This window comes from Izhakiella capsodis (assembly GCF_900115045.1).
GTDB classification, from domain to species: domain Bacteria; phylum Pseudomonadota; class Gammaproteobacteria; order Enterobacterales; family Enterobacteriaceae; genus Izhakiella; species Izhakiella capsodis.
On sequence record NZ_FOVC01000003.1, the window covers coordinates 159,006 to 183,323 of the forward strand.

Consider the following 24,318-nt stretch of genomic DNA (forward strand, 5'->3'; position numbering starts at 1 on the left):
AAAATGTATGAAGATCTGGAGAATGTTGATTCTCGGCCTGGCGCTCAGCGCTAACGTCGCGTTCGCAGCCCCACAAGTTATTGATAGAGTTGCAGCCGTAGTAAATAACGGCGTAGTCCTGGAAAGTGACGTTGACAGCATGATGCAGTCGGTGAAAAAACAGGCGAATGAAGCGGGTCAGCAGCTACCGGACGACAAGGTGCTACGTCATCAGATCCTGGAAAAGCTGATAATGGATCAAATCCTGCTGCAGATGGCAAAACAGGCCGGCATACAAATCACGGATGCTCAGGTGGATCAAGCCATTATCAATATTGCTTCACAAAATCACATGACGATGGATCAGCTACGCAGCAGACTGGCTAGCGATGGCATGAATTACAATGCTTATCGCGAGCAAATCCGCAAAGAGATGGCTATTGCGGAAATTCGTAACGCCGAAGTTCGTCGCCGTATCACGATCCTGCCTCAGGAAGTGGATTCGCTGGCAAAGCAGATCAGTAAACAAAATGACGCCGGCGCGGAATTCAATCTGAGTCAGATTCTGCTGCCGCTGCCGGAAAATCCGACTCAACAGCAGGTTGATACGCAGGATAAACTGGCGCAAAAACTGATTGGTGAAGCCAGAAAAGGCGATGATTTTGGCAAGCTGGCGATCACCTATTCAGCCGATCAGTCCGCCCTCAAAGGTGGCAATATGGGCTGGGGACGTCTGCAAGAAATCCCCACCCTGTTTGCTGAAGCGCTGGTGACCGCTAAAAAAGGCGATATCATCGGGCCCATTCGTTCCGGTGCGGGTTTTCACATTCTGAAAGTAAATGACATCCGCGATAACAATAAAAATGTGTCGGTCACTGAAGTCCACGCACGGCATATTTTGCTGCGAACATCGCCAGTCATGACCAATGAGCAAGCCCGCGCTAAGCTGGAGCAGATCGCAAGTGAAATCCGCAGCGGTAAGCTGAGCTTTGCCGCAGCTGCCCGCGAATACTCGCAGGACCCCGGTTCCGCTAACCAGGGTGGCGATCTCGGCTGGAGCTCGCCAGAAGCGTTTGATCCAGCATTCCGTGATGCGTTACTTAAGCTGAAAAAAGGCGAAATAAGCGGCCCGGTTCATTCATCCTACGGCTGGCATCTGATCCAGCTGTTGGGTACGCGTAAGGTTGATAATACGAATGCGGCCGAGAAAGAGCGCGCCTGGCGCATGCTCTTTAATCGTAAGTTTGCCGAAGAAGCGCAAACCTGGATGCAGGAACAACGCGCCAGCGCCTACGTGAAAATCCTCTCCCCGAATGCCTTATAACGTTCGCGTGGTGATAACTCCCGGCGAACCTGCCGGGATTGGACCGGATTTGACGCTGGCGTTAGCCCAGCGTCAATGGCCGGTTGAGCTGGTAGCCTGTGCTTCACCCCGGCTGCTACGCGAACGCGCTCAGCAGTTGGGGCTTAATATCAGACTGCGTGAATACCAATCAGACGTTGCGGCTCAACCACAGCAAGCCGGAACGCTGACCGTCTTACCTGTTGATCTCCCTCATCCGGTAAATGCCGGAGAACTCTGTGTCGAAAATAGTCATTACGTGTTGGAAACGCTGACGCGCGCTTGCGATGGCTGCCTGTCTGACGAATTTGCGGCACTGATCACCGGCCCGGTTCATAAAGGCGTGATCAACGATGCAGGCATCCCTTTTACCGGCCATACCGAATTCTTAGAACAGCGTGCAGGCTGCCAGCGGGTAGTCATGATGCTCGCGACTGAAGCGCTACGCGTGGCGCTGGCAACCACACATCTGCCGCTGAAAGATGTTTCTGCTGCAATCAGCCGGGAAAGCCTGTCTCAGGTAATACATATCCTCCATCGCGACTTGCAGCAGAAGTTCGGTAAAGCCCAACCGCATATTCTGGTGTGCGGCCTGAATCCTCATGCCGGGGAGAGCGGACATATGGGTCGGGAGGAGATTGATACGATTATTCCCGTACTCAACAAGCTACGCGAGCAGGGAATGATACTGAGCGGCCCATTACCTGCTGATACACTATTTCAGCCCAAATATCTGCAAAATGCTGATGCAGTACTGGCGATGTATCACGATCAGGGTCTGCCGGTGCTAAAATATCAGGGGTTCGGCCGCGCGGTAAATATTACCCTTGGCCTGCCATTTATCCGTACTTCCGTCGATCACGGCACGGCGCTTGAACTGGCCGGCCGGAGCGAGGCGGATGCGGGCAGCTTTATAACAGCGCTTAACCTCGCCATTAGTATGATAAAAACCAGCAATGAATAATCGAGTTCATCAGGGCCATTTCGCCCGCAAACGCTTCGGCCAAAACTTCCTGAACGACAGCTATATTATTGACAGCATTGTTTCCGCTATTCAGCCCAAAAAAGACCAGGTGATTGTTGAGATCGGTCCAGGTCTTGGTGCGCTGACCGAACCTGTAGGCGAAAAAGTGGATGCCATGACGGTCATTGAGCTTGACCGCGACCTGGCTGCACGCCTGAAAACGCACCCTTTTCTGGGGCCGAAGCTCACAATTTTCCAACAGGATGCCATGAGCTTCGACTTCGCGGCATATGCCCGCGAAAAAGGTCAGTTGCTGCGGGTATTTGGCAATCTGCCCTACAATATCTCTACGCCGCTGATGTTCCACCTTTTCAGCTATGCTGGCGCAATCCAGGATATGCACTTCATGCTGCAAAAAGAGGTGGTAAACCGACTGGTCGCCGGACCAGGAAGTAAAGCTTATGGCCGACTGAGCGTAATGGCGCAATATTATTGTCAGATCATTCCGGTTCTTGAAGTACCGCCAGAGTCGTTCACGCCTGCGCCTAAGGTAGATTCAGCCGTCGTCCGCCTCATACCTCATGCAACCCAGGCGCATCCGGTTAAAGATATCCGTAAGCTGAGCCACATTACCGCCACCGCGTTTGGTCAGCGCCGTAAAACGCTGCGTAACTCGCTGAGCAATCTGTTCAGCGCCAGCGCGCTGGATGCGATGAATATCAACGCGACGCTACGCGCTGAAAATCTTAGCGTCGTGCAATACTGTCAGTTAGCTAACTGGCTGAGCGCCCACCCGACGCCTGGAGAGTAACAGCATGAATGAATCGTCCCGTATTTGCATTCAGGTTCAGAGCGTTTACGTTGCCTCGCAGTCCTTACCGGCTGAAGAGCGCTACGTTTTTGCCTACACCATTACTCTTCGCAATCTTGGGCGCGATAGCATTCAGCTCCTTAACCGCTACTGGCTTATCACCAATGGTAACGGGCGGGAAACCGAAGTACGGGGAGAAGGCGTGATTGGCGAACAGCCCCACATCGCTGCAGGCAGCGAATTTCAATATACCAGCGGCGCTATTCTGGAAACACCGATGGGGACGATGCAAGGCCATTATGAAATGCAGGATGCTGAAGGCCTGCGTTTTCAGGTTGATATTCCCGTATTCCGCCTTGCCATTGAATCCTGTATTCACTAGCGCATAGACATCTTTTTCCATTGTACAGCGGCAGGGCCGCCGCTGACGCACCAGGATTTACGCATGAGCACCTACTTAATTGGGGATATTCACGGTTGCTTTGATGAGCTGCAATCGTTGTTGCAACAGGTAAATTTCAATCCACAGCAGGATGTACTTTGGCTGACCGGCGATCTGGTGGCTCGCGGTCCGTCCTCGTTGGACGTGCTGCGCTATATTAAATCACTTGGTTCCTCGGCCAGACTGGTTCTGGGTAATCACGATTTACATTTGCTGGCGGTATTCGCCGGCATCACCCGTAACAAGCCTAAAGATCGGCTCAATTCTCTGCTGGAAGCGGAGGATATCGACGCGCTTATAAACTGGCTGCGCCGCCAGCCGTTGTTGCAGGTAGATGAAGAGAAAAAGCTGGTGATGGCCCATGCGGGTATCACGCCGCAATGGGATATTGCTACCGCGAAACGCTGTGCCGCTGAGGTAGAGAAAGTGCTGGCCAGCGACAGCTATCCACTGTTTCTTGATGCCATGTACGGTGATATGCCGAATAACTGGTCAGAAGAACTTAGCGGCTTATCACGCTTGCGCTTCATCAGTAACGCGCTGACCCGCATGCGCTACTGCTTTCCTAACGGACAGCTGGATATGATCTGCAAAGAGCCGCCAGAGCTGGCAACGCCGCCGCTTAAGCCCTGGTTCGATATTCCGGGTCCGGTCACCGGTGAGTACACGGTGGCCTTTGGTCACTGGGCATCGCTGGAAGGCAAAGGTACCCCTCCGGGCGTGGTTGGTCTGGACACCGGCTGCTGCTGGGGTGGTACGTTGACCCTGTTGCGTTGGGAAGACAGACGCTTTTTCAGCCAGCCGTCTAATCGCCAGCAATCTGTTGATGAGTAACGATACGCCCCCCTGAACAAAAAACGCCTGCCGCAACAAGCTGATCGGCAGGCGTTTTCCATATCAATTCTGGCAGCAAACGCTGTGCTAACGGCAAGCCAACCGGTTATCTCAACGACGCTCAAGTATTTCCCAGCAGCAACGGTGACTGTTCTTGTCATCCGCATCGTGAAATTCGCTGAAAACAGATTGCCACTGAGCTGGCTCGTAGTCAGGGAAATGCGTATCACCCTCCACTTCAGCATCGATATGAGTCAGATACAAACGGTTCGCTTTATCGATGAACTGACGGTAAATATCACCACCGCCGATAATCATGACTTCCCCTGCCTCACCGGCTGCCACCAGCGCCTCCTGCAGTGAGTTGACCCATATGGCGCCTTCGGCGCTGCCGTGCTGACGACTGATAACAATATTTTTGCGCAGTGGCAAGGGGTGACCGATTGACTCCCAGGTACGGCTCCCCATGATGACCGGCTTATTTAAGGTATGCTGCTTGAACCAAGCCAGATCCGCAGGCAGATGCCACGGCATTGTATTTTCCATACCAATCACTCGGTCTGCCGCCATAGCGGCAATCAGGCTTATCATCATCCGTAAACTCACAGGGTGGAAAATTCGCGCCATCATACGCAAAGGCGAAACTTTCGTCGATAGCCTCCCGTCCGTATTTAAACAATGAAGGCAGTATTAAGCATTGCCTGTGACAGGTTATCCCTCAGTTTTTCTAAGGCGCCGGGACAAACATCAAGCCGCTTAACATCGTCATCAGCAACGCGTCGACGCCCGGCAAATTTCCCGTATGCGCTGACAGTATCGGGCTAGCCATCGATAGCTGAAGAAAACCGACGTGGGGTATCAACTACCAAATCCGTGAAACGCTGAGATGACGATCCGATGCGATTACTTAAGAAAAAATACTTCGCGCAGATCGGCGCTCACCGGACGGTTATCCGCATGAGTCGGCATCAGCTCGCACATCGACGCCCACCACTGCTGGCAAATCTCAGTTTGGGCGATTGCCTGCCAGCGGGACTCAGACTCGATCTCAACATAGCCAAACAACAAACAACGCTGTTCATCGAGAAAGAGACTGTAATTATGAGCGCCATGGGCTTTTAGTATGGCGGCCAGTTCCGGCCAGATCGGGTTATGGCGCTGCTGATAGGCCGCAATACACTGTGGATAAACTGACATCGTGAAGGCTTTACGAAACACCGGCTGCCTCGACATTCAGCGCCGCTGCCCAGGGTTCTACGGCGAAACGTTTACCAAGTTCAACCAGCTGCGAACGACTGATAGTCTGGCGGACTCCCCCCATTGACAGCACCTTCACCATGACCTCGGACGACTTTTCAGCCGTATCGATCAAGCCAAAAGTTTCATCCAGCGTCGGTCCGGCGCCGAAAATGCCGTGAAAGGGCCACATGACCAGACTGTGCAGCTGCATTTTATCCGCAGTCGCAGCGCCAATACCGTCCGTGCCTGGCACTCTCCAGGGAACGATACCAATTCCTTCGGGAAACACCACCAGGCACTCGGTACTCCCTTCCCAGAGCAAACGGGTAAAGCGCGCCTCATCAAGCTCAACAACATAGCTCAACGCCATAAAGTGGGTAGCGTGACAATGCATAATCACCCGATCACGCCCATTAGTCAGGGTCTTACGCACCGCGTGAGACAGAAAGTGCGAGGCGAGTTCAGAGGTGGGTAAACCACCGTGAGTCAGCCCCCAATGAATCTGATAGGACTCTCCTCGCTCATCGAGCTGAAGTAAAACCAGGTTATCGGCGGGATCCAGTTGGACATTACGAAAAAACTTACCTGAACCCGTTACCAGGAACCAACAGTTTGCCAGCTCAGGCGCTGGCTGAGTCAGCGCTATACAACGAGGCTCCTCAACGAAATCCTGACGAAAGGGTGCCACCTCCTCGGCCAGTAATCTCAGGCTGATATTACCCCCGTTGCGCTCGTCCCAGCCCTTTAGCCACATATCGCTGGTTGCTTTAACCATGCCCTGGACAAACCAGGATGAAAGAATATTTTGCATACTAATCCTCAACGTTGAGTCAGAATCTGTTGTTCATAGCGGCGGACATCGCTCAGCCAGGCCGAACCCACCGGAACGTCATGCCGCAGGCACCACTGATCCCATACTGCTTGCCAGGGCAGACTTTTCTGCTCCTCCAGCGAGGCCAGTCGTGCAGTGTAATCTCCCTCTGACTCCAGTTTTTTTAACGCATCAACCGGCTCCAGCAAGGCACGCAGCAGGGCTTTTTTACTATTACGGGTGCCGATAACCCAAGCCGCAATGCGGTTGATCGACGCATCAAAAAAATCCAGCCCGATATGGACGCGATCAAATAACTGCTGTCGGACAATTTCACAGGCGATCGCCTGGGTTTCATCATCCAGCAATACCACGTGATCGCTATCCCAGCGTACCGGACGACTGACGTGCAGAAGCAAACGAGGCACATAAAGCATCGCCGCCGAGATCTTATCGGAAATGACTTCGGTAGGATGAAAATGCCCGGCATCCAGCGTTAACGCTATCTGACGCGAGACGGCATAGCCAAGACAGAATTCGTTTGAGCCAACGGTGTAGCTTTCAGCACCAATACCGAACAGCTTGCTCTCCACCGCATCAATGTGGTGCGCTGAATTTAACTTTTCGCTGAGGATGTCATCGATGGCACTCATCAGGCGCTGGCGCGGGGCGTAACGATCGATGGTCAGATCTTTCATCCCATCCGGTACCCAAATATTCATTACCGAGGGAGAACCTAACTGCTCACCAAACCAGGCAGAGATGTGTCGGCAGGCCTTACAGTGATCAATCCAGAAACGTCTTATCGATGGGTCCTGATGCGCCAAAGTGAAGCCATCCGCACTTTTCGCGTGAGAGAAACACGTTGGATTAAAATCCAGGCCAACACCTTGCTGCCGCGCCCAGTCAACCCAGCCTGCAAAATGGTGTGGCTCGATCGCATCACGTGCTACAGGAACATCGCTCTCCAGATAAATAGCGTGCAGATTAAGTCTCTTAGGCCCTGGAATTAGCGACATTGCTTTATCGATATCTGCACGCAGCTCCTGGGCATTGCGAGCACGCCCTGGATGATGACCGGTCGCCTGGATTCCGCCTGTCAGTTCTCCCTGAGGGTTTTCAAAACCGCGCACGTCATCTCCCTGCCAGCAATGCATTGATACAGGCAGGCTATCCAGTCTCGTAAGCGCTTTCTCTACGTCGACTCCGTGATCCGCAAAGCGTTGCTTCGCCAGCGCATAAGCCTCTTCGATGGTCCTGGTCATAGACAAAGTTCCTTGGTCGGTTGTGTCAGCGCCTGAAAGCGTGGCCAGCAGGCAGTAAGAGCGGGGTTATGTTGAGGAGTAAAATGCGTCAACAGCGCGTTATCTCTGATGCAGTGACGAAATGCAGCGGCATCGTAAAGATCCCCGCTGGCGATCAGTTGGGCGCCGATATTCCCCAACGCCGATGCCTCAACCGGGCCGGCAATCACTGGTAATTGACACGCATCAGCACAAAGCTGGTTAAGCAGCCTGTTCTGACTGCCACCGCCCACGATATGGATATAACGGAAAGGCCGACCATGATGCTGCGTCAAACACTGCATAACCTGACGATAAAACAGTGCCAGACTATCAAAGATGCAGCGTGCCAGCTCTGCTCCGCTCTGCGGAATTGCCATACTCTGGGCAGCGCAGGCGTCCTGGATCTCCTTCACCATACTGGTTGGATGAATAAAGCGTGCGTCATTGGGGTGAATGAGCGATTGCCCGATGGGTAGCCTGTTGACATCGTTGATAAGCTCACTCAGATCGCCGATGTTTAGTTCATCGCACATCCGTTGCAGCAGCCATAGACCCATGATGTTCTTCAACACCCGATAGCGTCCTTCAACGCTACCTTCATTCGTCAGGTTGTCTGCGAGGGCCGCCCGGTCAATGCAGGGTTTATCACTCTCAAAGCCCATGAGTGACCAAGTGCCGGAGCTAAGAAAAAGACTGTCTCTGTCCTCAAGTGGCGTCGCTAATACGGCACTGGCGGTATCATGCGAGGCCACCGCTACTACTGGAATCCGTTGACCGGCCTCATTTTGCCAGTGACCAATAGGTTTTCCTGGCTGACAGGGTTTTCCGAACCAGGCCGCTTTCGCGCCGCACCAGTTCAGTAGTGGCTTGTCCCACAAACCACTCTGCACATTGAGCAGCTGAGTAGTCGTGGCATTGGTGTACTCCCAATTCATTACGCCCGTCAAACGCCAGGCCAGGTAGTCGGGGATCATCAGAACATGGGCGACACGCCGGTGCAGTTCCGGCTCGGTGTCAGCAAAAGCACGGAGCTGGTAAAGAGTGTTGAAGGGCAGGAATTGAATGCCCGTGCGCTGATAGATGTGCTCGCATCCCAGCTCATGCTGTGCCCGGGATAGCAGACCGTCTGTACGGGCATCACGATAAGACACGCACGGGCCGAGTCGTTCAGCCTGTTTGTCCAGCATCACCAAATCGACGCCCCAGGTGTCAATGCCCAGACTAAATGGAACCACCGGCAAGGTGTTCAGACCTTGCACTATCTCCTTTTCAAGAAAATCAATATCCCAGCATTGGTATTTCTGGCCGGTTTGCAGCGGATTAACGAAACGGTGATGCTCCACCAGCCCAAGTGCGCCACTGACGGTGTCAAAGCGCGCCAGCATCACGCGGCCGCTTGATGCCCCAAGATCCACGGCGGCAATGTGTCGTATTGTCATGGCACTGTATCCTGAAGAAAGAATAATGCCAGTTTACAAATCTTAACTGCCGCTACCTTCCTGGCGCTGCCAGCAGGCTCTTGCGGCTGGCAATCTGAGAAAGTTAAGCCTGAGCACTTTCACATTTTTGCTAACGGTTACACGTTAATCGTTTGCTAAAAGAAAGTTGATCGCGCCTGCAATTCGGAAAAATTCATTCACAATTCTTAAAATTACTGCGGTAAAACCGTCCTTAAACGCGCAAAATTTAAGGCAGGCCTTTGAAACACTGTTTTAGTATCGGTGACGGGTTCTCTAAAGCAGGAGATAGTATGGCCATACTTCATAGCGTTGATTTTTTTCCTGACGGGGCTTTTCCGATCGCCATTGAACCACGAATACCCCAGGAGATATTCCCGGAACATCATCATGATTTTCATGAGATTGTTTTGGTTGAACAAGGATCGGGTTTACACGTGCTTAACGGTAAGCCCGCAACGCTTTCCACAGGTTGCGTTTGTTTCATACGTGACAGAGACCGTCATCTTTACGAACAGACAAATAATCTCTGTTTAACGAATGTGTTATACCGGGGGCCTGAGGCGTTTCACTTCATTAACGGCTTGCGAAATTGGTTACCCCATGAGCAAACCCACGATCATTGCCTGGGCTGGCGCATCAGTCCGCCAGCGCTGCGTCAGGCCAGAAACTTAATCGATCATATGGCAGCGTTATCCAAACACTATTCGCTGGAAAACCAGGCGTGGCAAGAAACGCTATTTATGCAGTTACTCATCTGCCTGCATAAAAGTGCTCAGGAATTGCCTGGCGCGACCAGCGCTGATACCCGTCTGATTCGCCTGTTGGAATGGCTGAACAATCATTACAGTGAAGAGGTGGAGTGGCACTCGCTGGCGCAGAGTTTTTCACTGTCGCTACGTACGCTGCACCGTCAACTTAAGCAACACACCGGCAGTACGCCGCAACGATACCTGACGCGTTTACGTCTGCTTCAGGCTCGCCATCAGCTGCGCCACAGCGATAGCCGGATCACGGATATCGCTTTTCGCTGTGGATTCGCCGACAGCAATCATTTTTCCACCCTGTTCCGTCGCGAGTTTGGCTGCACGCCACGCGCTGAGCGTCAGCAGACACTATGAAAAGGAAGACGTCATGACCCTTATTCTGACGCGTGAAGATTACTTTCCTTCTCCCGGCATGCCTGTCGCCGTTGTCGATCGCTCGCCCCAGCCATCGTTTCCACCACATCGTCACCAGTTCAGTGAGATTGTTTTGGTCTGGCGGGGAAATGGACAGCATGTACTGAACGATCGCCCCTGGCTGGTCACCTGCGGCGATCTTTTTTACATCAAAGACCAGGATTGCCACAGCTATGATTCGGTGAATGATCTGGTGCTGGATAATATTCTATATTGCCCTGACCGCTTCAAACTAGAACTGGACTGGTCGCAGCTGCTGCCGCTCCATGATGACAAACAGTCGGCTCACTGGCGGTTAACAACCCGGGGAATGGCGCTCGCCCGCAGTGTCATTAAACAACTGGTGCAAGAGTGTCGCAAAAACGATCTACTCTCCTTACAGCTGACCGAAGCGCTGTTTTTACAGCTGGCGCTGGTCCTGCGCCGGCATCGCTATGCTATCGACTCGCTGCGACTGCCTGAAGGAGAGCAGCTGGATCTTTTAATGGCAGTAATCCAGGCCAATCCCGGTCAACCGCTCGATCTGGCCAGTTTTTGTCAGCGACATCATCTCAGCGAGCGGGCATTAAAACAGCTGTTTCGTCAACAAACCGGCATGACTATCGGACACTATGTTCGTCAGTTGCAACTTTGCCAGGCCAGACACTTGCTACGCAGCCGTGACGGCCTGATCGGTGAAATCGCCGCTCGCTGCGGGTTTGACGACAGCAACTATTTCTCCGTGGTGTTTACCCGACAAACCGGGATGACGCCCACAGAATGGCGACAGCGTTTCATTGGCGCCACGCAAACGAAGACAGAAAAGCGGCGTCTGATGGCCTCAGGCCGCTCGTCAGACTAACTTGCCATGCCCAGGCCGACAATATTCGCGGCAATGATTATCACTATGCAGCCCAAAGAGAGTACACCTACAGGTCGGCGGCCAACCCCTTTCCACTCTTTCAGTACCAGCCCGACAATACCGCCACATAACACGTAGAAGCTCATGTGTAACATCCAGCTGATAAAATCATAGTGCGACGGAATGCAGGCATGTCCCCATGCGTAGAAAAAAAACTGCAGATACCACATTGTTCCACCCAGCAAGGCAAACAGCAGATTACTTATCAGCAGAGGTTTGGTCAGTGACAGATCCGCTTTCAATGACAGGCTGGATTTCCCCGCCAGGCGGATGAAGCAGTACGCGAGGTTAACCAGTGCACCGCCCGCCATAATGACCACATAGCTGGGCAGAGCAACATAGAGCGGGTTGACATCCAGTGCAGCAGCAGCCACATGCATAGGTTTAGCGGCATGCATTGCAAACGCCATGCCCGCGGAAAAGAAACCACACATCGCCGCCAACAACAGGCCTTTATGCAGATTGAACGCCTGCGCATCTAAGCCCAGTGCCCGCTCTTTCATCATACCGGCACGAGTGACAATCGCCACACCCACCAGCGCGACCATCACGCCTGAGAGTGTCAGACGGCCGCCAGTGGAACTGAAAAGTGCCATAAAGCGGCCCTGTAAAAGGGGCGTCATCAGCGTACCGACGACCAACGTGATACCAATAGCAATCCCGATTCCCATCGACATGCCAAGATAACGCATCGTCAGACCATAATTAATGTTTCCGACACCCCACATAGCACCAAACAGAAAAATCGGCAGCAATTGGGAAGAGGTGAACGACCGGTAGTACCCCCAGAAATCCGGCAATAGGATGAAACTCACCAGCGCCGGTAAAATGATCCAGGACATTATACCGCCTACCGACCACATGGTTTCCCAGGACCAGCCCCGTACTTTTTTATAAGGTGCGTAAAAACAGGCCGCGCTGGCTGCACCCACAAGGTGCCATAGAATCCCGGCAAAAATGGCATTATTCATCGTTATTTGTCCTTGATCAGATGACGAGGAGCAGCCTGATGCCGCCCGGACAGGATTGAGTCTACGACCGGGTGAAAACAGGCAGCCTTTCGCTGACTGCCCGACAGCGCTCAAAACTGGCAATAATGGCCTACTCCTACTGACTGTGATCACAGTTTCAAGAAGTTCCTCCTTATCGCGCCTGTGCTTCGATCTCTGCAGCGGGGAGGTATCGGCTTTATCGCACTTATTGCCACTTTTCAGAGCGAAATGGCAACCAGAGAAAGGTAACACCCACGTCACTGCTGCACCCTCGTCCTGATGCAGCAAAAAAGTAACAATTGCGTAACTAATTTATTACGGAGACGGATATGGCTATCACGCAGTCACAGATGTATATCAACGGTGAATTCATCGTCCCACAGGACGACAAATGGATAGAAGTGGTTAATCCGTCAACCGAAGCAATCATTGCGCGCATACCTGAGGGCAACCGACAGGACGCACAGCGGGCACTGCTCGCCGCCGAACAGGCGCAGGCAGGCTGGGAGGCATTACCCGCAGTAGAGCGCGGCGTCTGGCTTCATAAAATCGCTGATGGCATAAGGCAGCGCCAGGCACACATCAGTACTACGCTGGTTGCTGAAGGGGGCAAAACCCAGGAACTGGCGAAAACGGAGGTGCTTTTCACCGCCGATTATCTTGATTACATGGCCGAATGGGCCAGGCGCTATGAGGGAGAGATTATCAATAGCGATCGTCCTAACGAAAATATCTTTGTTTTTAAAAAAGCGTTGGGTGTGACTACCGGCATTCTGCCGTGGAATTTCCCTTTTTTCCTCATCGCCCGTAAGGCGGCACCTGCACTGATCACCGGCAATACCATTGTCATCAAACCCAGTGAACTGACGCCGCTTAACGCCGCGTTGTTTTGCGAAATAGTGCATGAGACTGGACTCCCAAAAGGGGTATTCAACGTGGTTTACGGCACCGGACCAGAAGTTGGGCAGGAGCTGGCTGTCAATCCAAAAGTGGCAATGGTCAGCCTCACGGGCAGCGTGCGTGCCGGAACAGAAACAATGCGTAACGCGGCGCAAAATATCACCAAAGTTTCGTTAGAACTGGGGGGTAAAGCACCCGCCATCGTCATGGACGATGCCGATCTGGAATTGGCGGTCAAAGCCATTGTGGCTTCGCGCGTCATTAACAGCGGGCAGGTTTGTAACTGCGCTGAACGCGTTTACGTTCAGTCCGGTATTTACGATCGCTTTATTAGCCGCATCACTGATGAAATGGCTCGAGTACAGTGTGGGGATCCTAACGCACGTTCCGGACTGGATATGGGACCACTTATCAGCGATGCGGCTTTAAATGCTGTGGAAGAGAAGGTTGCACGCGCGATACGTCAGGGCGCAACGCTTCTACTGGGCGGGAAGCGTAACCCAGGTAAAGGCTATTTTTTCCCGCCAACCCTGTTGACTGATGTTAATCAACAGATGGACATCATGAAAGAAGAGACATTTGGGCCGGTGCTTCCCATCGCGCGCTTCGATACGCTCGACGACGCTATCGCCATGGCTAATGACAGTGAATACGGATTGACATCTTCTCTCTATACGCAGAACCTGAACACTGCCATGCTGGCACTGCGCCAGCTGAAGTTCGGCGAAACCTACATCAATCGCGAAAACTTTGAGGCAATGCAGGGATTTCACGCCGGCTGGCGTAAATCCGGGACCGGCGGCGCTGACGGTCGCCACGGTCTGAATGAGTATCTGCAAACGCACGTCGCTTATTTACAATTCTGAGGATGACGACACCGTCACCGGAACAAGGACAGATAAATGATGAAAGTCGCCCTGTTTGTTCCCTGCTTTATAGATGCCTGGTTTCCGGAGGTGGGGGTCGCCACGCTGGAACTGCTGGAGCGTTTGGACTGCGATGTTGATTATCCACCGCACCAGACCTGCTGTGGTCAGCCAATGGCGAATAGTGGCTGCAAGGATGCGGCCGCAGGTTGCGAGGCGCTACTGGTGGATAACTTTCGTGATTATGACTACGTTGTGGGTCCTTCCGCCAGCTGCATCCATCACATACGCCACCACCTCACAGCCATAGCACAGACTCCAGAGGTTAAAAAAGTGCGGGCCAGTAGCTTTGAGCTGGTAGAGTTTTTACATGATGTTCTTCAGGTACAGTCATTTCCATGGGCAGAGTTCCCTCATCGCGTGGGTCTGCACAACAGCTGCAGTGCGTTGCGCGGCCTACAACAAGCCTCAATCTCAGAGGTAGACGCCCCGTTTTTTTCTAAGCCGCTTTCATTACTGAAAAGGGTTAAGGGCATTGAATTTACCACGCCACAGCGTCCCGATGAATGTTGTGGATTTGGGGGGACGTTCAGCGTCAGCGAGGCACCGGTTTCGGCAAAGATGGGCTACGACAAAGTCAATGATCACCATCGCGCCGGGGCGGAATATATTGTCTCTGCCGACATGTCCTGTCTGATGCATCAAAAAGGCTGCGCGCAACGCATGGGGATGAACATCAAGTTTATTCATATCGCTCAGATACTGAACGGCGCGACGCACTAAGGAGGCAGCCAGTGAAAGTGATTAATCATGCTAAAAATTCCCGTCAGTTTCTCGCCTGTACGGAACACCAACAATTTTTGGATAATCGCTTGTGGACGCTACGTCAGAAACGTGACGCGCAAATGAAATCCACCGAAGAATGGCAGCAGCTTCGCACCCTGGCTTCGCAAATTAAAGAGCACACCCTGGCCCATCTCGATCGCTATCTGGTTCAGTTTGAGCAGAATGCCCTTGCCAATGGAGTGCAAGTACACTGGGCACAGAATGCCGATAGCCATAATCGGATTGTTCATCAAATACTGGCGGAAAAGCAGGTGAAAACGCTGGTCAAAAGCAAATCCATGCTCACTGAAGAGTGCAATATGCGCCCCTACCTGGAGGCGCGCGGCATTCAGGTCGTCGAAACCGACTTGGGCGAGCGCATTCAGCAGTTAGATGAGGAGATGCCCAGCCATATTGTCGTACCGGCGGTACACAAACTGGCGCGCGATGTGGCTCAGGTCTTCGCCAGAACGCTCGATACCGATGCTACCAATGCCGATCCTTACTACCTGGCCGCCCAACAACGGGAAAAGACCCGTCCACTCATTCTTGGCGCTACGGCGGGTATGACCGGCTGCAACTTCGCCGTAGCTGAAACCGGCACGCTTACCGTGTGTACCAATGAAGGCAATGCCGATCTCTCGGCCAACGTGCCCGATCTTCACATCGCCTCGATTGGCATTGAGAAAGTGATACCCCGCGTGGCCGATCTGGGCGTTTTTATTCGTTTGCTTTCCCGCAGCGCACTGGGTTCACCAATCACTCAGTATACGTCACATTTTCGCGCCCCCAGATCAGGTAAACAGATGCACTTCATTCTGGTGGATAATGGACGCAGTGAGCGGCTGGCTATGGCGGATTTCTGGTATTCCCTTAAGTGCATTCGCTGTAGCGCCTGTATGAATACTTGCCCGGTTTATCGGCGCAGCGGTGGTATCAGCTATGGCGCAGTTTACTCCGGGCCTATCGGTGCCATTATCAATCCGACGATGGATCTAAAAAAATACAGCAGCCTGCCTTTTGCTTCGACGCTCAACGGCAGCTGCACGCAGGTTTGCCCGGTGCGAATTAATATCCATGAACAGATCTATAAATGGCGTGAAATCGTTGCCGAAAATAATGCACTTCCCTTTGCTAAATCTGCTGCCATGCGGGCTGCTGGAAAAGTGCTGGCTTCGCCCAAACTTTATCGGGCAATGATTGATACCAGTAATACACTTTTGCCAAAACTGCCGCGCTTCGTGGTTTATAACCCACTCAATGCCTGGGGTGAGAAGCGTGAGCTGCCTGAAATACCCAAACAATCCTTTCACCGTTGGTATCAGCAGCGTCAGAAACAAAGAGGAGGACAACATGAGTAGTCGGGAAACCATTCTCAACGCGGTGCGACAGCACCACATTGCGTGTAAGCCGCTGCCTGATATTCCCGACTTCGCGGTGGAGGTTGATGACCCGCTCGCCGCTTTCAGTACCTCTTTGCAGTTAATGGGCGGCACTGCTGACAGACACTTTATCGACCAGCCCCTCGATCGCGAACGCCTGACAGCGTACGTGCGATCCCTGTTCCCTGAAGCGCGCGTATTCTGTTCTGCCACTGATGAGGTTCAGGGTGACCGGACGATAACGTCTGACTGTTCGCCAGCTTCGCTGCACGATGTCGATGTGGGTATTGCGCGCGCGCGCTTCGGGGTGATTGAAACGGGTTCTGTTTACTTCAGCGAGCAAGAGCTTTGCGTAAACGCGCTGGGATATCTGGCACAGCATATGGTGGTGCTTCTCGACAGCCATGCCCTTGTTGTAAATCTGCACCAGGCCTATAAAAATCCACATTTCTTGCGCGCCAATTATTCAGTGCTGGTTTCAGGGCCTTCGGCCACCGCTGATATAGAAGGTGTATTGATTACCGGCGCCCAAGGCGTGCGCAGCCTGCGGGTTATTTTTTACTGAATGTAATGCGGCCTGTCCGACTTATGGTCCAACTGTACCGATACCGTCAGGGTTTCTGTCGCCGGGCCAATTCTGACTTAATCGCCGTGTGAATTTGTCCGTTTCATTTTCTGCAACGATTCATCTGAGCGTCAGGCAATCTACCTCGTTAGACTTACGCCTCTGCATCGGAGCGACGAATAAAATTTTTCACTCAGAGAAAAAAATCCCCGCAATGCGAGGATTTCTAAACCCCTCTGGCAAGGATTAACGCCGCATTTCCGCGTGCATCTCCTGCACTGAAATAACCCGACCTGTCGCATCGGCGTTGAGCGCATTCACCGTCGCAAAACCGCCGTTGATCGTAGTGTCATAGTGAACTTTGTATTGCAAAGCACTGCGGCGGATGAGCTTTGAATCCTCAATGGCCTGGCGCCCGGCAGTGGTATTAACGATATAGGTGTACTCACCATTTTTAATCCGGTCCTGAATATGCGGTCGCCCTTCGTGAACTTTATTCACCAGGCGTGGATTGATCCCCGCTTCACCGAGCGTCACCGCTGTACCGTGGGTGGCATCCAGCTCAAAACCGAACTGCAGTAGCTTATCTGCCAGGGCCGCAATTCGCTTCTTATCGGCCTCACGTACCGACAGCAATGCCCGCCCGCCTCTCTTCATCGTACTCTGTACACCGAGCATCGCTTTGGAAAAAGCTTCGGCAAACGTCCGGCCAACGCCCATAACCTCACCGGTAGAGCGCATTTCCGGGCCAAGAATAGGATCTACGCCGGGAAATTTATTAAACGGCAACACCACTTCTTTTACCGAATAATAGGGCGGAATAATCTCTTCAGTGACCCCCTGACTCAGCAGCGATTTCCCGGCCATCACCCGCGCAGCCACTTTCGCCAGGGGTACGCCGGTTGCCTTAGACACAAAGGGAACGGTACGCGCCGCACGCGGATTGACTTCGATCAGATAGACCTCATTATCTTTTACCGCGAACTGTACGTTCATCAGCCCCTGTACGCCAAGTTCAAAGGCCAGCTTTTCTACCTGATGGCGCATGACATCCTGAATCTCCTGACTCAGGGTATAAGCCGGCAGTGAACAGGCTGAGTCACCGGAATGCACGCCCGCCTGCTCAATGTGTTCCATAATGCCGCCGATAAGCACCCGCTCACCGTCGCAGATAGCATCGACGTCCACCTCGACTGCATCATCCAGGAAGCGGTCCAGCAGTACCGGTGCATCATTAGATACCTGTACCGCGTTGGCAAAGTAGCGCTTCAGATCGGTTTCATCGTAAACGATTTCCATCGCCCGGCCACCCAGCACATAAGACGGACGCACCACCAGCGGATAACCAATAGCGACCGCTTTTTCTACCGCCAGCTCAACGGTGGTCACGGTCGCGTTGGCTGGCTGTTTCAGGCCAAGACGCTCAACCGCCTGTTGAAAGCGCTCACGATCTTCTGCCCGATCGATGGCATCCGGGCTGGTGCCAATCACGGGTACCCCAGCCGCTTCCAGTGCTCGCGCTAGCTTGAGCGGCGTCTGACCACCGTATTGCACGATGACGCCTTTAGGACGTTCAATGCGTACGATTTCCAACACGTCTTCCAATGTGACCGGTTCGAAATAGAGCCTGTCCGAGGTATCGTAGTCGGTTGAAACCGTTTCAGGGTTACAGTTCACCATGATGGTTTCAAAACCATCTTCGCGCAGCGCTAACGCGGCGTGTACGCAGCAATAATCAAATTCAATGCCCTGGCCGATACGGTTTGGTCCACCGCCCAGCACCATAATCTTATCCCGCAGCGGGTTAGGATTCGCCTCGCACTCCTCCTCCCAGGTTGAATAAATATAGGCGGTATCGGTCGCAAATTCGGCGGCACAGGTATCCACACGCTTATATACCGGATGCAGGCCATACTGATCGCGCAGCTGACGGATCTCCGATTCGGCCACACCAACCAGCTGGGCCAATCGGGCATCGGCAAAACCTTTGCGCTTCAGGGCGTGCAAAACATCTTTACTCAGACTTTTTATTCCCTGCTGTGCCACGCTGGCTTCAAGCTGTATTAGTTCTTCAATTTGAACCAGGAACCAGCGATCGATGTTGGTCAGCGCAAACACATCCTCGATGCTCATCCCGCAACGGAAAGCGTCAGCGATGTACCAGATACGCTCGGCACCCGCATCTTTCAACTCACGGCGGATACGCGTTACCGCATCTGCATCCTCTGCCGTCACTTTTGGATCGAATCCATTCACGCCAACCTCAAGCCCGCGTAACGCTTTCTGCATCGACTCCTGCAAGGTACGGCCTATCGCCATCACCTCGCCGACCGACTTCATCTGGGTGGTCAGACGATCATTGGCCCCGGCGAATTTTTCGAAGTTAAAGCGCGGGATCTTGGTCACCACGTAATCAATAGATGGCTCGAATGAAGCTGGCGTGCGGCCACCCGTGATATCGTTCATCAGCTCATCAAGGGTATAGCCTACGGCCAGTTTGGCTGCGACCTTGGCGATCGGAAAGCCCGTCGCTTTGGATGCCAGTGCCGAAGAGCGTGATACGCGCGGGTTCATTTCAATTACAATCAGCCGACCATTTTGTGGATTCACCGCAAACTGCACGTTAGAGCCACCGGTCTCAACGCCGATTTCACGTAATACCGCCAGCGAAGCATTACGCATCACCTGGTACTCTTTATCGGTGAGGGTCTGTGCCGGCGCGACGGTGATCGAGTCCCCCGTGTGAATGCCCATCGCATCGAAGTTCTCTATTGAGCAGACGATGATGCAGTTATCGTTCTTATCACGCACCACCTCCATCTCATACTCTTTCCAGCCAATCAATGACTCGTCGATTAGCAGCTCACTGGTTGGCGAGAGGTCCAGGCCGCGCTCGCAAATCTCTTCGAATTCTTCACGGTTATAAGCAATGCCACCGCCGGTGCCACCCATCGTGAATGAAGGGCGAATAATGCAGGGGAAACCAACGTCTGCGGCGACGGCCAGTGCCTCTTCCATGTTATGAGCGATGCCGGAACGGGCAGTGCCCAGGCCGATATTTTTCATTGCCTTATCGAAGCGTTGGCGATCTTCGGCTTTATCAATTGCATCCGCTGTCGCACCGATCATCGTCACGCCAAATTCCGCCAGCACGCCCTGTCGCTCAAGTTCAAGAGCACAGTTAAGCGCCGTCTGCCCCCCCATCGTGGGGAGTAGCGCATCCGGCCGCTCTTTTTCGATAATTTTGCGGACCACCTGCCAGTGAATAGGCTCGATGTAAGTGGCATCAGCCATTTCGGGATCGGTCATGATGGTGGCGGGGTTTGAGTTAACCAGAATGACACGATAACCTTCTTCACGCAGTGCTTTACAAGCCTGTGCGCCGGAATAGTCAAACTCACATGCCTGACCGATAACGATCGGGCCGGCGCCGAGGATCAGGATAGATTTTATGTCAGTGCGTTTTGGCATTTATTAGCTCCTGGTTACCTGGCGGTAGAACGATAAGCTTCAATAAGCTCGATAAAATGATCAAACAACGGCGCAGCATCATGTGGCCCTGGACTGGCCTCGGGGTGCCCCTGAAAGCTGAATGCCGGCTTATCGGTACGGTGAATACCCTGCACCGTGTGATCAAACAGCGACTTATGGGTTATCCGCAGATTTGTCGGTAAATCATTTTCATCAACCGCAAAACCGTGGTTCTGGGCGGTGATCATCACGCTGTTATTATCGAGATCTTTTACCGGATGGTTGCCACCGTGATGGCCCAGTTTCATCTTGATGGTGCGCGCGCCGCTGGCTAATGCCAGCAGCTGATGACCGAGACAAATACCGAACAGCGGTATTTGCGTCGTCAAAAAGTGCTTAATCGCCGAGATGGCGTAATCACAGGGTTCCGGATCGCCGGGACCGTTAGAGAGAAAGATGCCGTCCGGCTTCATTTTCAGCACTTCGTCAGCTGGCGTTTGTGCCGGAACAACCGTCAGGCGGCAGCCGCGATCGACCAACATACGCAAAATGTTACGCTTAACGCCATAATCATACGCAACCACATGTAAGGGCAGCTCTGCAGCGGTTCGCGCCCCCGGCAGCACTCTCTCAAGGCACCAGCTTCCCTGCTGCCAACTGTAAGGCTTGGTTACCGAGACTTCTTTTGCCAAATCCATCCCTTTTAAACCGGGAAACGCCTGCGCTTTCTGCAACGCCTGCGCGGCGTCCGGATTATCTCCGGCAATAATGCAGCCGTTTTGCGCGCCTTTTTCACGCAGCAGGCGAGTCAGCTTGCGGGTATCAATATCGGCGATTGCCACGATAAGGTGGCGTTTGAGATAGTCAGACAGGCTCTCTTCATTACGAAAGTTACTGGCGATGAGCGGAAGATCCCGAATAATCAGTCCCTGCGCATGAACCTGAGTGGATTCTTCATCAGCGGCGTTGGTGCCGACGTTGCCGATATGGGGATAAGTGAGAGTGACGAGCTGGCGGGAGTAGGAGGGATCAGTGAGGATTTCTTGATAACCGGTCATCGAGGTGTTGAAAACGACTTCCCCCACGGCCGACCCCTCTGCTCCAATGGCCCGGCCGTGGAATTGGGTTCCGTCTTCCAGAACCAATAGCGCTGACTTAATCAAAACGTCCTCCAGGGAATAAAAAGTCAATATATTTGCATATTAATTCATAGGCAGGGGCTAATCAATGCAAAAACCGCCTGACTGGTCAATTTTTGGCAAATTGCGCGCATTCTACGGTTAGCCCTCATACTTGTCCACTCCGGAGGGTAATTTTTTTGTATTTTTATGTCATTCAGTGCATTTAATGATTCTCTGCCCTGAAAAAAGGTAATAATTGTGGGAAAAGTGTCGTTTCAGACTAAGTTATTCATTTTAAGTTGTTCAGAAGGAAGAAAAGCGAACCAAATGATCAAAATTGACTTTCAAGTGCTATTAATTAAGCTGAAAAGATAATAAAACTGAGGTTTTAACAATAAGTAATGATGAAAAGTCACATTTATTATAAAAAACAAATGGCAATATGCTTATTGCCATAAAAAACAATCCAGTAAAATAATAAAAATCGCATAGAGACGATAATTAAAAACTATAAATTTTCCAAATCCAGCACATTTTTCATATCATATAAGCCATCTTTACGACCATTAAGCCAAATTGCAGCCCTAACTGCGCCATTTGCAAAGGTCATACGACTTGAAGCCTTGTGGCTAATCTCTATACGTTCACCAATGTCAGCAAACATTGCTGTGTGCTCGCCAACAATATCGCCAGCGCGCACCGTCGCAAAACCGATAGCGTTTGAAGGGCGCTCGCCAGTATCCCCCTGACGGGCATAAACAGCATGCTCGCTGAGTTTCCAGCCCATTGTCGTGGCGATAGCTTCGCCCATTGCCAGCGCGGTACCTGAGGGTGCATCTACTTTGTGACGATGATGAGCTTCAACAATTTCAATATCGCAGTAATCACCCATCACTTTAGCCGCCTTTTCCAGCAGCTTGAGTACCAGATTCAAGCCTACGCTGAAGTTAGCCGCTAACACCACGGCCGTTTCAGTTGCCGCCTCCTCAATCGCTGCACGCGCCTGTTCGTCAAACCCAGTCGTACCGATAACAACCGCTTTATGATGGCGTCGGCAAAAATCCAGATAGCGCAGCGAGGCTTCAGGGCGGGTAAAATCGATCAGTACATCAAACTCATCGGCTACCGCCTCCAGACTGTGATGCAGCCTGACACCGAGAGCACCAATGCCCGCCAGTTCACCTGCATCAGAGCCGAGCAGCGATGATCCTTCACGCACCAGCGCAGCACCAAGCGTAACCCCAGGGATCTGATGACTGGCGGCAATAAGCTGGCGTCCCATGCGCCCCGAGGCCCCTACAATGGCAAGGCGAACCTGTGCTTCAATCATAGCTATTCATTCCCGAAATCTTGTCTGTTATTACAACGTCAGGTTAACGGTGCGCCGTTACCTGTACCACCTCTAAACTCGCAGAGTTAAGAATTTAAGCCAAAGGTCGTATCAGTAAAACAGATTTTGTTCAGGAAATATAATGACAGAAAAGATAAACCCCGGAGACGGGCTGCACGCTTCCGGGGTTTCGTGAGACAAGCAGGAACTGCCGTTATACTACTTGGCGTACATCAACCCGTAACTCTTTAGGCACCTCAAAGACGATGTTCTCTTCGCGGCCAATCAGCTCAATAGCAGGCTCACCGCCCAGCTCACGCAGGCGCTGAATAACCTGCTGAACCAATACATCCGGCGCTGAAGCGCCTGCGGTAACGCCAATACACTCTACGTCTTTAACCCATTCTTCCTGAATATCTTCTGCGGAATCAATCAGCTTTGCCAGTTTGCCAGCACGCTGAGCCAGCTCGGCAAGACGATTAGAGTTCGACGAGTTTTTGGAGCCGACAACCAGTACTACCTGGGCTTCAGCAGAAAGATGGCGCACCGCCTCCTGACGATTAGTGGTGGCATAACAGATATCATCTTTGCGCGGACCAACGATGTTAGTAAAACGCGCGCGGAGTGCATCAATGACATCGTAAGTGTCATCAACGGAGAGCGTCGTCTGAGTCATAAAGCACAGGTTATCCTCGTCTTTAACCTGCAAGTTCCATACGTCCGCCGGAGATTCAACCAGGTACATTCCGCCCGAAGTATTATTATATTGGCCCATCGTGCCTTCTACTTCTGGGTGCCCGGCGTGGCCGATAAGGATCGCCTCAACGCCCTTGCGGCTGGCTCGCGCCACTTCCATATGAACTTTGGTGACCAGAGGACAAGTCGCATCGAACAGCATGGTTAAACGACGCGCTTTGGCTTCCGCTCGTACCGCCTGAGATACACCATGTGCGGAAAAAATCAGGATCGCACCGTCCGGCACTTCTGAAATCTGTTCAATAAAAATGGCACCGCGTTCGCGCAAACTGTTCACCACATAGCGGTTATGCACTACCTCATGGCGCACATAAATCGGCGCACCATACATTTCCAGCGCACGCTCCACAATGCTGATGGCGCGATCCACACCGGCGCAAAAGCCGCGTGGATTAGCTAACAGTATTCGCATTGGTAGCCTCCAGGTTGGGATCTATTTCCAGCACCTCAACCTCAAAATGAACCGTCTGCCCGGATAGCGGATGATTGAAATCTACGGTGATAGAATCACCGGAAATTTCGCGGATCACGCCGGGCATTTCACTGCCATCCATCGCGGTAAATAACATAATTGCACCGATTTCTGGCTCCCCGGCGGCAACAAAATCACGCCGGGAGAAGTACTGAATCAAATCGGGACTGATCTTGCCGAATGCGTCATCAGGTGCCAGCGAAAAGCTTTTTTTTTCACCAGCACGCAATCCGAGCAGCTGCTCTTCCATCCCGTCTGAAAGGCTATTGTCGCCCAGGCGAAACAGTGCAGGTTTACCATTCTCTGCTGTCGACTCAGCGATGGAGCCATCTTCCAGTTTCATAACAAAATGGACAAGTACTGCACTGTCACACTGCACAAAATCAGACAT

Annotated in this window: 22 protein-coding genes; 11 read left to right on the top strand and 11 right to left on the bottom strand. The window is 52.5% G+C overall.

Features of this window, described 5'->3' with window-relative positions; all coding sequences use genetic code 11:
* The first annotated feature begins 7 nt into the window (after positions 1-7).
* The 5 genes from surA to apaH all read left to right on the top strand — a co-directional run bounded on the left by surA (position 8) and on the right by apaH (position 4,372).
* Positions 8-1,303 (top strand): peptidylprolyl isomerase SurA, encoded by a 1,296-nt coding sequence (gene surA / locus BM191_RS06750; RefSeq protein ID WP_092876450.1) that lies wholly within the window; start codon positions 8-10, stop codon positions 1,301-1,303.
* Positions 1,293-2,285: a 4-hydroxythreonine-4-phosphate dehydrogenase PdxA gene (gene pdxA / locus BM191_RS06755; protein WP_092876452.1), complete on the top strand. Its 993-nt coding sequence runs from the start codon at positions 1,293-1,295 to the stop codon at positions 2,283-2,285. Before surA ends, pdxA begins: the two co-directional genes overlap by 11 nt.
* Entirely contained in the window at positions 2,278-3,096 is an 819-nt protein-coding gene (rsmA, locus tag BM191_RS06760) for a 16S rRNA (adenine(1518)-N(6)/adenine(1519)-N(6))-dimethyltransferase RsmA (RefSeq protein WP_092876454.1), read from the top strand. The genes pdxA and rsmA overlap by 8 nt, the downstream gene beginning before the upstream one ends.
* Positions 3,097-3,100: 4 nt before the next feature.
* Positions 3,101-3,478 carry a Co2+/Mg2+ efflux protein ApaG gene (apaG, locus tag BM191_RS06765; protein ID WP_092876456.1) on the top strand — a complete coding sequence of 126 codons (378 nt, stop codon included), beginning with the start codon at positions 3,101-3,103 and terminating at the stop codon, positions 3,476-3,478.
* Between the two features lie 63 nt (positions 3,479-3,541).
* The gene (apaH, locus tag BM191_RS06770; protein ID WP_092876459.1) at positions 3,542-4,372 is read left to right on the top strand and encodes a bis(5'-nucleosyl)-tetraphosphatase (symmetrical) ApaH; all 831 of its coding nucleotides are present in this window, start codon (positions 3,542-3,544) and stop codon (positions 4,370-4,372) included.
* 111 nt (positions 4,373-4,483) lie between these two features.
* Here apaH and folA read toward each other — a convergent pair whose 3' ends face one another.
* The 5 genes from folA to rhaB all read right to left on the bottom strand — a co-directional run bounded on the left by folA (position 4,484) and on the right by rhaB (position 9,147).
* The gene (gene folA, locus BM191_RS06775) at positions 4,484-4,966 is read right to left on the bottom strand and encodes a type 3 dihydrofolate reductase (RefSeq protein ID WP_092876461.1); all 483 of its coding nucleotides are present in this window, start codon (positions 4,964-4,966) and stop codon (positions 4,484-4,486) included.
* 309 nt (positions 4,967-5,275) lie between these two features.
* Entirely contained in the window at positions 5,276-5,590 is a 315-nt protein-coding gene (rhaM, locus tag BM191_RS06780; RefSeq protein WP_092876761.1) for an L-rhamnose mutarotase, read from the bottom strand.
* The gene (gene rhaD / locus BM191_RS06785; RefSeq protein ID WP_092876463.1) at positions 5,580-6,422 is read right to left on the bottom strand and encodes a rhamnulose-1-phosphate aldolase; all 843 of its coding nucleotides are present in this window, start codon (positions 6,420-6,422) and stop codon (positions 5,580-5,582) included. Before rhaD ends, rhaM begins: the two co-directional genes overlap by 11 nt.
* 8 nt (positions 6,423-6,430) lie before the next feature.
* Positions 6,431-7,687, bottom strand: coding sequence for an L-rhamnose isomerase (locus BM191_RS06790; RefSeq protein WP_092876465.1), 1,257 nt, complete (start codon positions 7,685-7,687; stop codon positions 6,431-6,433).
* Entirely contained in the window at positions 7,684-9,147 is a 1,464-nt protein-coding gene (rhaB, locus tag BM191_RS06795) for a rhamnulokinase (RefSeq protein WP_092876467.1), read from the bottom strand. Before rhaB ends, BM191_RS06790 begins: the two co-directional genes overlap by 4 nt.
* A 311-nt stretch (positions 9,148-9,458) precedes the next feature.
* Between rhaB and rhaS the strand changes: the two genes are divergently transcribed.
* Positions 9,459-10,286 (top strand): HTH-type transcriptional activator RhaS, encoded by an 828-nt coding sequence (gene rhaS / locus BM191_RS06800; RefSeq protein WP_092876469.1) that lies wholly within the window; start codon positions 9,459-9,461, stop codon positions 10,284-10,286.
* A 13-nt stretch (positions 10,287-10,299) separates the two neighbouring features.
* Entirely contained in the window at positions 10,300-11,187 is an 888-nt protein-coding gene (rhaR, locus tag BM191_RS06805) for an HTH-type transcriptional activator RhaR (RefSeq protein WP_092876471.1), read from the top strand.
* On the opposite strand, the gene rhaT is transcribed toward rhaR, so the two are convergent.
* Positions 11,184-12,218, bottom strand: a complete 1,035-nt coding sequence (rhaT, locus tag BM191_RS06810; protein ID WP_092876473.1) for an L-rhamnose/proton symporter RhaT — start codon at positions 12,216-12,218, stop codon at positions 11,184-11,186. The two genes, rhaR and rhaT, sit on opposite strands and share 4 nt — an antisense overlap.
* 350 nt (positions 12,219-12,568) lie before the next feature.
* On the opposite strand from rhaT, the gene aldA reads away from it, so the two are divergent.
* From aldA to BM191_RS06830, 4 genes are read left to right on the top strand one after another with little or no spacing between them, the layout of a single operon-like run.
* Entirely contained in the window at positions 12,569-14,005 is a 1,437-nt protein-coding gene (gene aldA / locus BM191_RS06815) for an aldehyde dehydrogenase (protein WP_092876475.1), read from the top strand.
* 36 nt (positions 14,006-14,041) lie between these two features.
* Positions 14,042-14,788: a (Fe-S)-binding protein gene (locus BM191_RS06820; RefSeq protein WP_230479535.1), complete on the top strand. Its 747-nt coding sequence runs from the start codon at positions 14,042-14,044 to the stop codon at positions 14,786-14,788.
* 11 nt (positions 14,789-14,799) lie between these two features.
* Positions 14,800-16,191, top strand: coding sequence for a lactate utilization protein B (locus BM191_RS06825; protein WP_092876477.1), 1,392 nt, complete (start codon positions 14,800-14,802; stop codon positions 16,189-16,191).
* Positions 16,184-16,777, top strand: coding sequence for a LutC/YkgG family protein (locus BM191_RS06830; RefSeq protein ID WP_092876479.1), 594 nt, complete (start codon positions 16,184-16,186; stop codon positions 16,775-16,777). Before BM191_RS06825 ends, BM191_RS06830 begins: the two co-directional genes overlap by 8 nt.
* 246 nt (positions 16,778-17,023) lie before the next feature.
* On the opposite strand, the gene carB is transcribed toward BM191_RS06830, so the two are convergent.
* The 5 genes from carB to fkpB all read right to left on the bottom strand — a co-directional run bounded on the left by carB (position 17,024) and on the right by fkpB (position 24,318).
* Complete coding sequence (gene carB / locus BM191_RS06835) at positions 17,024-20,248, bottom strand: carbamoyl-phosphate synthase large subunit (RefSeq protein ID WP_092876481.1); 3,225 nt, start codon at positions 20,246-20,248, stop codon at positions 17,024-17,026.
* 14 nt (positions 20,249-20,262) lie between these two features.
* Positions 20,263-21,411 (bottom strand): glutamine-hydrolyzing carbamoyl-phosphate synthase small subunit, encoded by a 1,149-nt coding sequence (gene carA / locus BM191_RS06840; protein ID WP_092876483.1) that lies wholly within the window; start codon positions 21,409-21,411, stop codon positions 20,263-20,265.
* Positions 21,412-21,877: 466 nt separating this feature from the next.
* Positions 21,878-22,699 (bottom strand): 4-hydroxy-tetrahydrodipicolinate reductase, encoded by an 822-nt coding sequence (dapB, locus tag BM191_RS06845; RefSeq protein ID WP_092876485.1) that lies wholly within the window; start codon positions 22,697-22,699, stop codon positions 21,878-21,880.
* A 214-nt stretch (positions 22,700-22,913) separates the two neighbouring features.
* On the bottom strand, positions 22,914-23,867 hold the full coding sequence (ispH, locus tag BM191_RS06850; RefSeq protein ID WP_092876487.1) for a 4-hydroxy-3-methylbut-2-enyl diphosphate reductase: 954 nt from the start codon (positions 23,865-23,867) through the stop codon (positions 22,914-22,916).
* Positions 23,848-24,318: an FKBP-type peptidyl-prolyl cis-trans isomerase gene (gene fkpB / locus BM191_RS06855; protein WP_092876489.1), complete on the bottom strand. Its 471-nt coding sequence runs from the start codon at positions 24,316-24,318 to the stop codon at positions 23,848-23,850. Before fkpB ends, ispH begins: the two co-directional genes overlap by 20 nt.

Coding starts and splice junctions, on each gene's coding strand:
- rhaD (WP_092876463.1), bottom strand. CDS start 6,422: ATGCAAAATATTCTTTCATCCTGGTTTGTCCAGGGCATGGTTAAAGCA.
- pdxA (WP_092876452.1), top strand. CDS start 1,293: ATGCCTTATAACGTTCGCGTGGTGATAACTCCCGGCGAACCTGCCGGG.
- rhaT (WP_092876473.1), bottom strand. CDS start 12,218: ATGAATAATGCCATTTTTGCCGGGATTCTATGGCACCTTGTGGGTGCA.
- rhaS (WP_092876469.1), top strand. CDS start 9,459: ATGGCCATACTTCATAGCGTTGATTTTTTTCCTGACGGGGCTTTTCCG.
- apaH (WP_092876459.1), top strand. CDS start 3,542: ATGAGCACCTACTTAATTGGGGATATTCACGGTTGCTTTGATGAGCTG.
- aldA (WP_092876475.1), top strand. CDS start 12,569: ATGGCTATCACGCAGTCACAGATGTATATCAACGGTGAATTCATCGTC.
- BM191_RS06820 (WP_230479535.1), top strand. CDS start 14,042: ATGATGAAAGTCGCCCTGTTTGTTCCCTGCTTTATAGATGCCTGGTTT.
- rhaR (WP_092876471.1), top strand. CDS start 10,300: ATGACCCTTATTCTGACGCGTGAAGATTACTTTCCTTCTCCCGGCATG.
- folA (WP_092876461.1), bottom strand. CDS start 4,966: ATGATGATAAGCCTGATTGCCGCTATGGCGGCAGACCGAGTGATTGGT.
- rsmA (WP_092876454.1), top strand. CDS start 2,278: ATGAATAATCGAGTTCATCAGGGCCATTTCGCCCGCAAACGCTTCGGC.
- apaG (WP_092876456.1), top strand. CDS start 3,101: ATGAATGAATCGTCCCGTATTTGCATTCAGGTTCAGAGCGTTTACGTT.
- BM191_RS06830 (WP_092876479.1), top strand. CDS start 16,184: ATGAGTAGTCGGGAAACCATTCTCAACGCGGTGCGACAGCACCACATT.
- ispH (WP_092876487.1), bottom strand. CDS start 23,867: ATGCGAATACTGTTAGCTAATCCACGCGGCTTTTGCGCCGGTGTGGAT.
- carB (WP_092876481.1), bottom strand. CDS start 20,248: ATGCCAAAACGCACTGACATAAAATCTATCCTGATCCTCGGCGCCGGC.
- dapB (WP_092876485.1), bottom strand. CDS start 22,699: ATGATTGAAGCACAGGTTCGCCTTGCCATTGTAGGGGCCTCGGGGCGC.
- BM191_RS06790 (WP_092876465.1), bottom strand. CDS start 7,687: ATGACCAGGACCATCGAAGAGGCTTATGCGCTGGCGAAGCAACGCTTT.
- rhaB (WP_092876467.1), bottom strand. CDS start 9,147: ATGACAATACGACACATTGCCGCCGTGGATCTTGGGGCATCAAGCGGC.
- fkpB (WP_092876489.1), bottom strand. CDS start 24,318: ATGTCTGATTTTGTGCAGTGTGACAGTGCAGTACTTGTCCATTTTGTT.
- surA (WP_092876450.1), top strand. CDS start 8: ATGAAGATCTGGAGAATGTTGATTCTCGGCCTGGCGCTCAGCGCTAAC.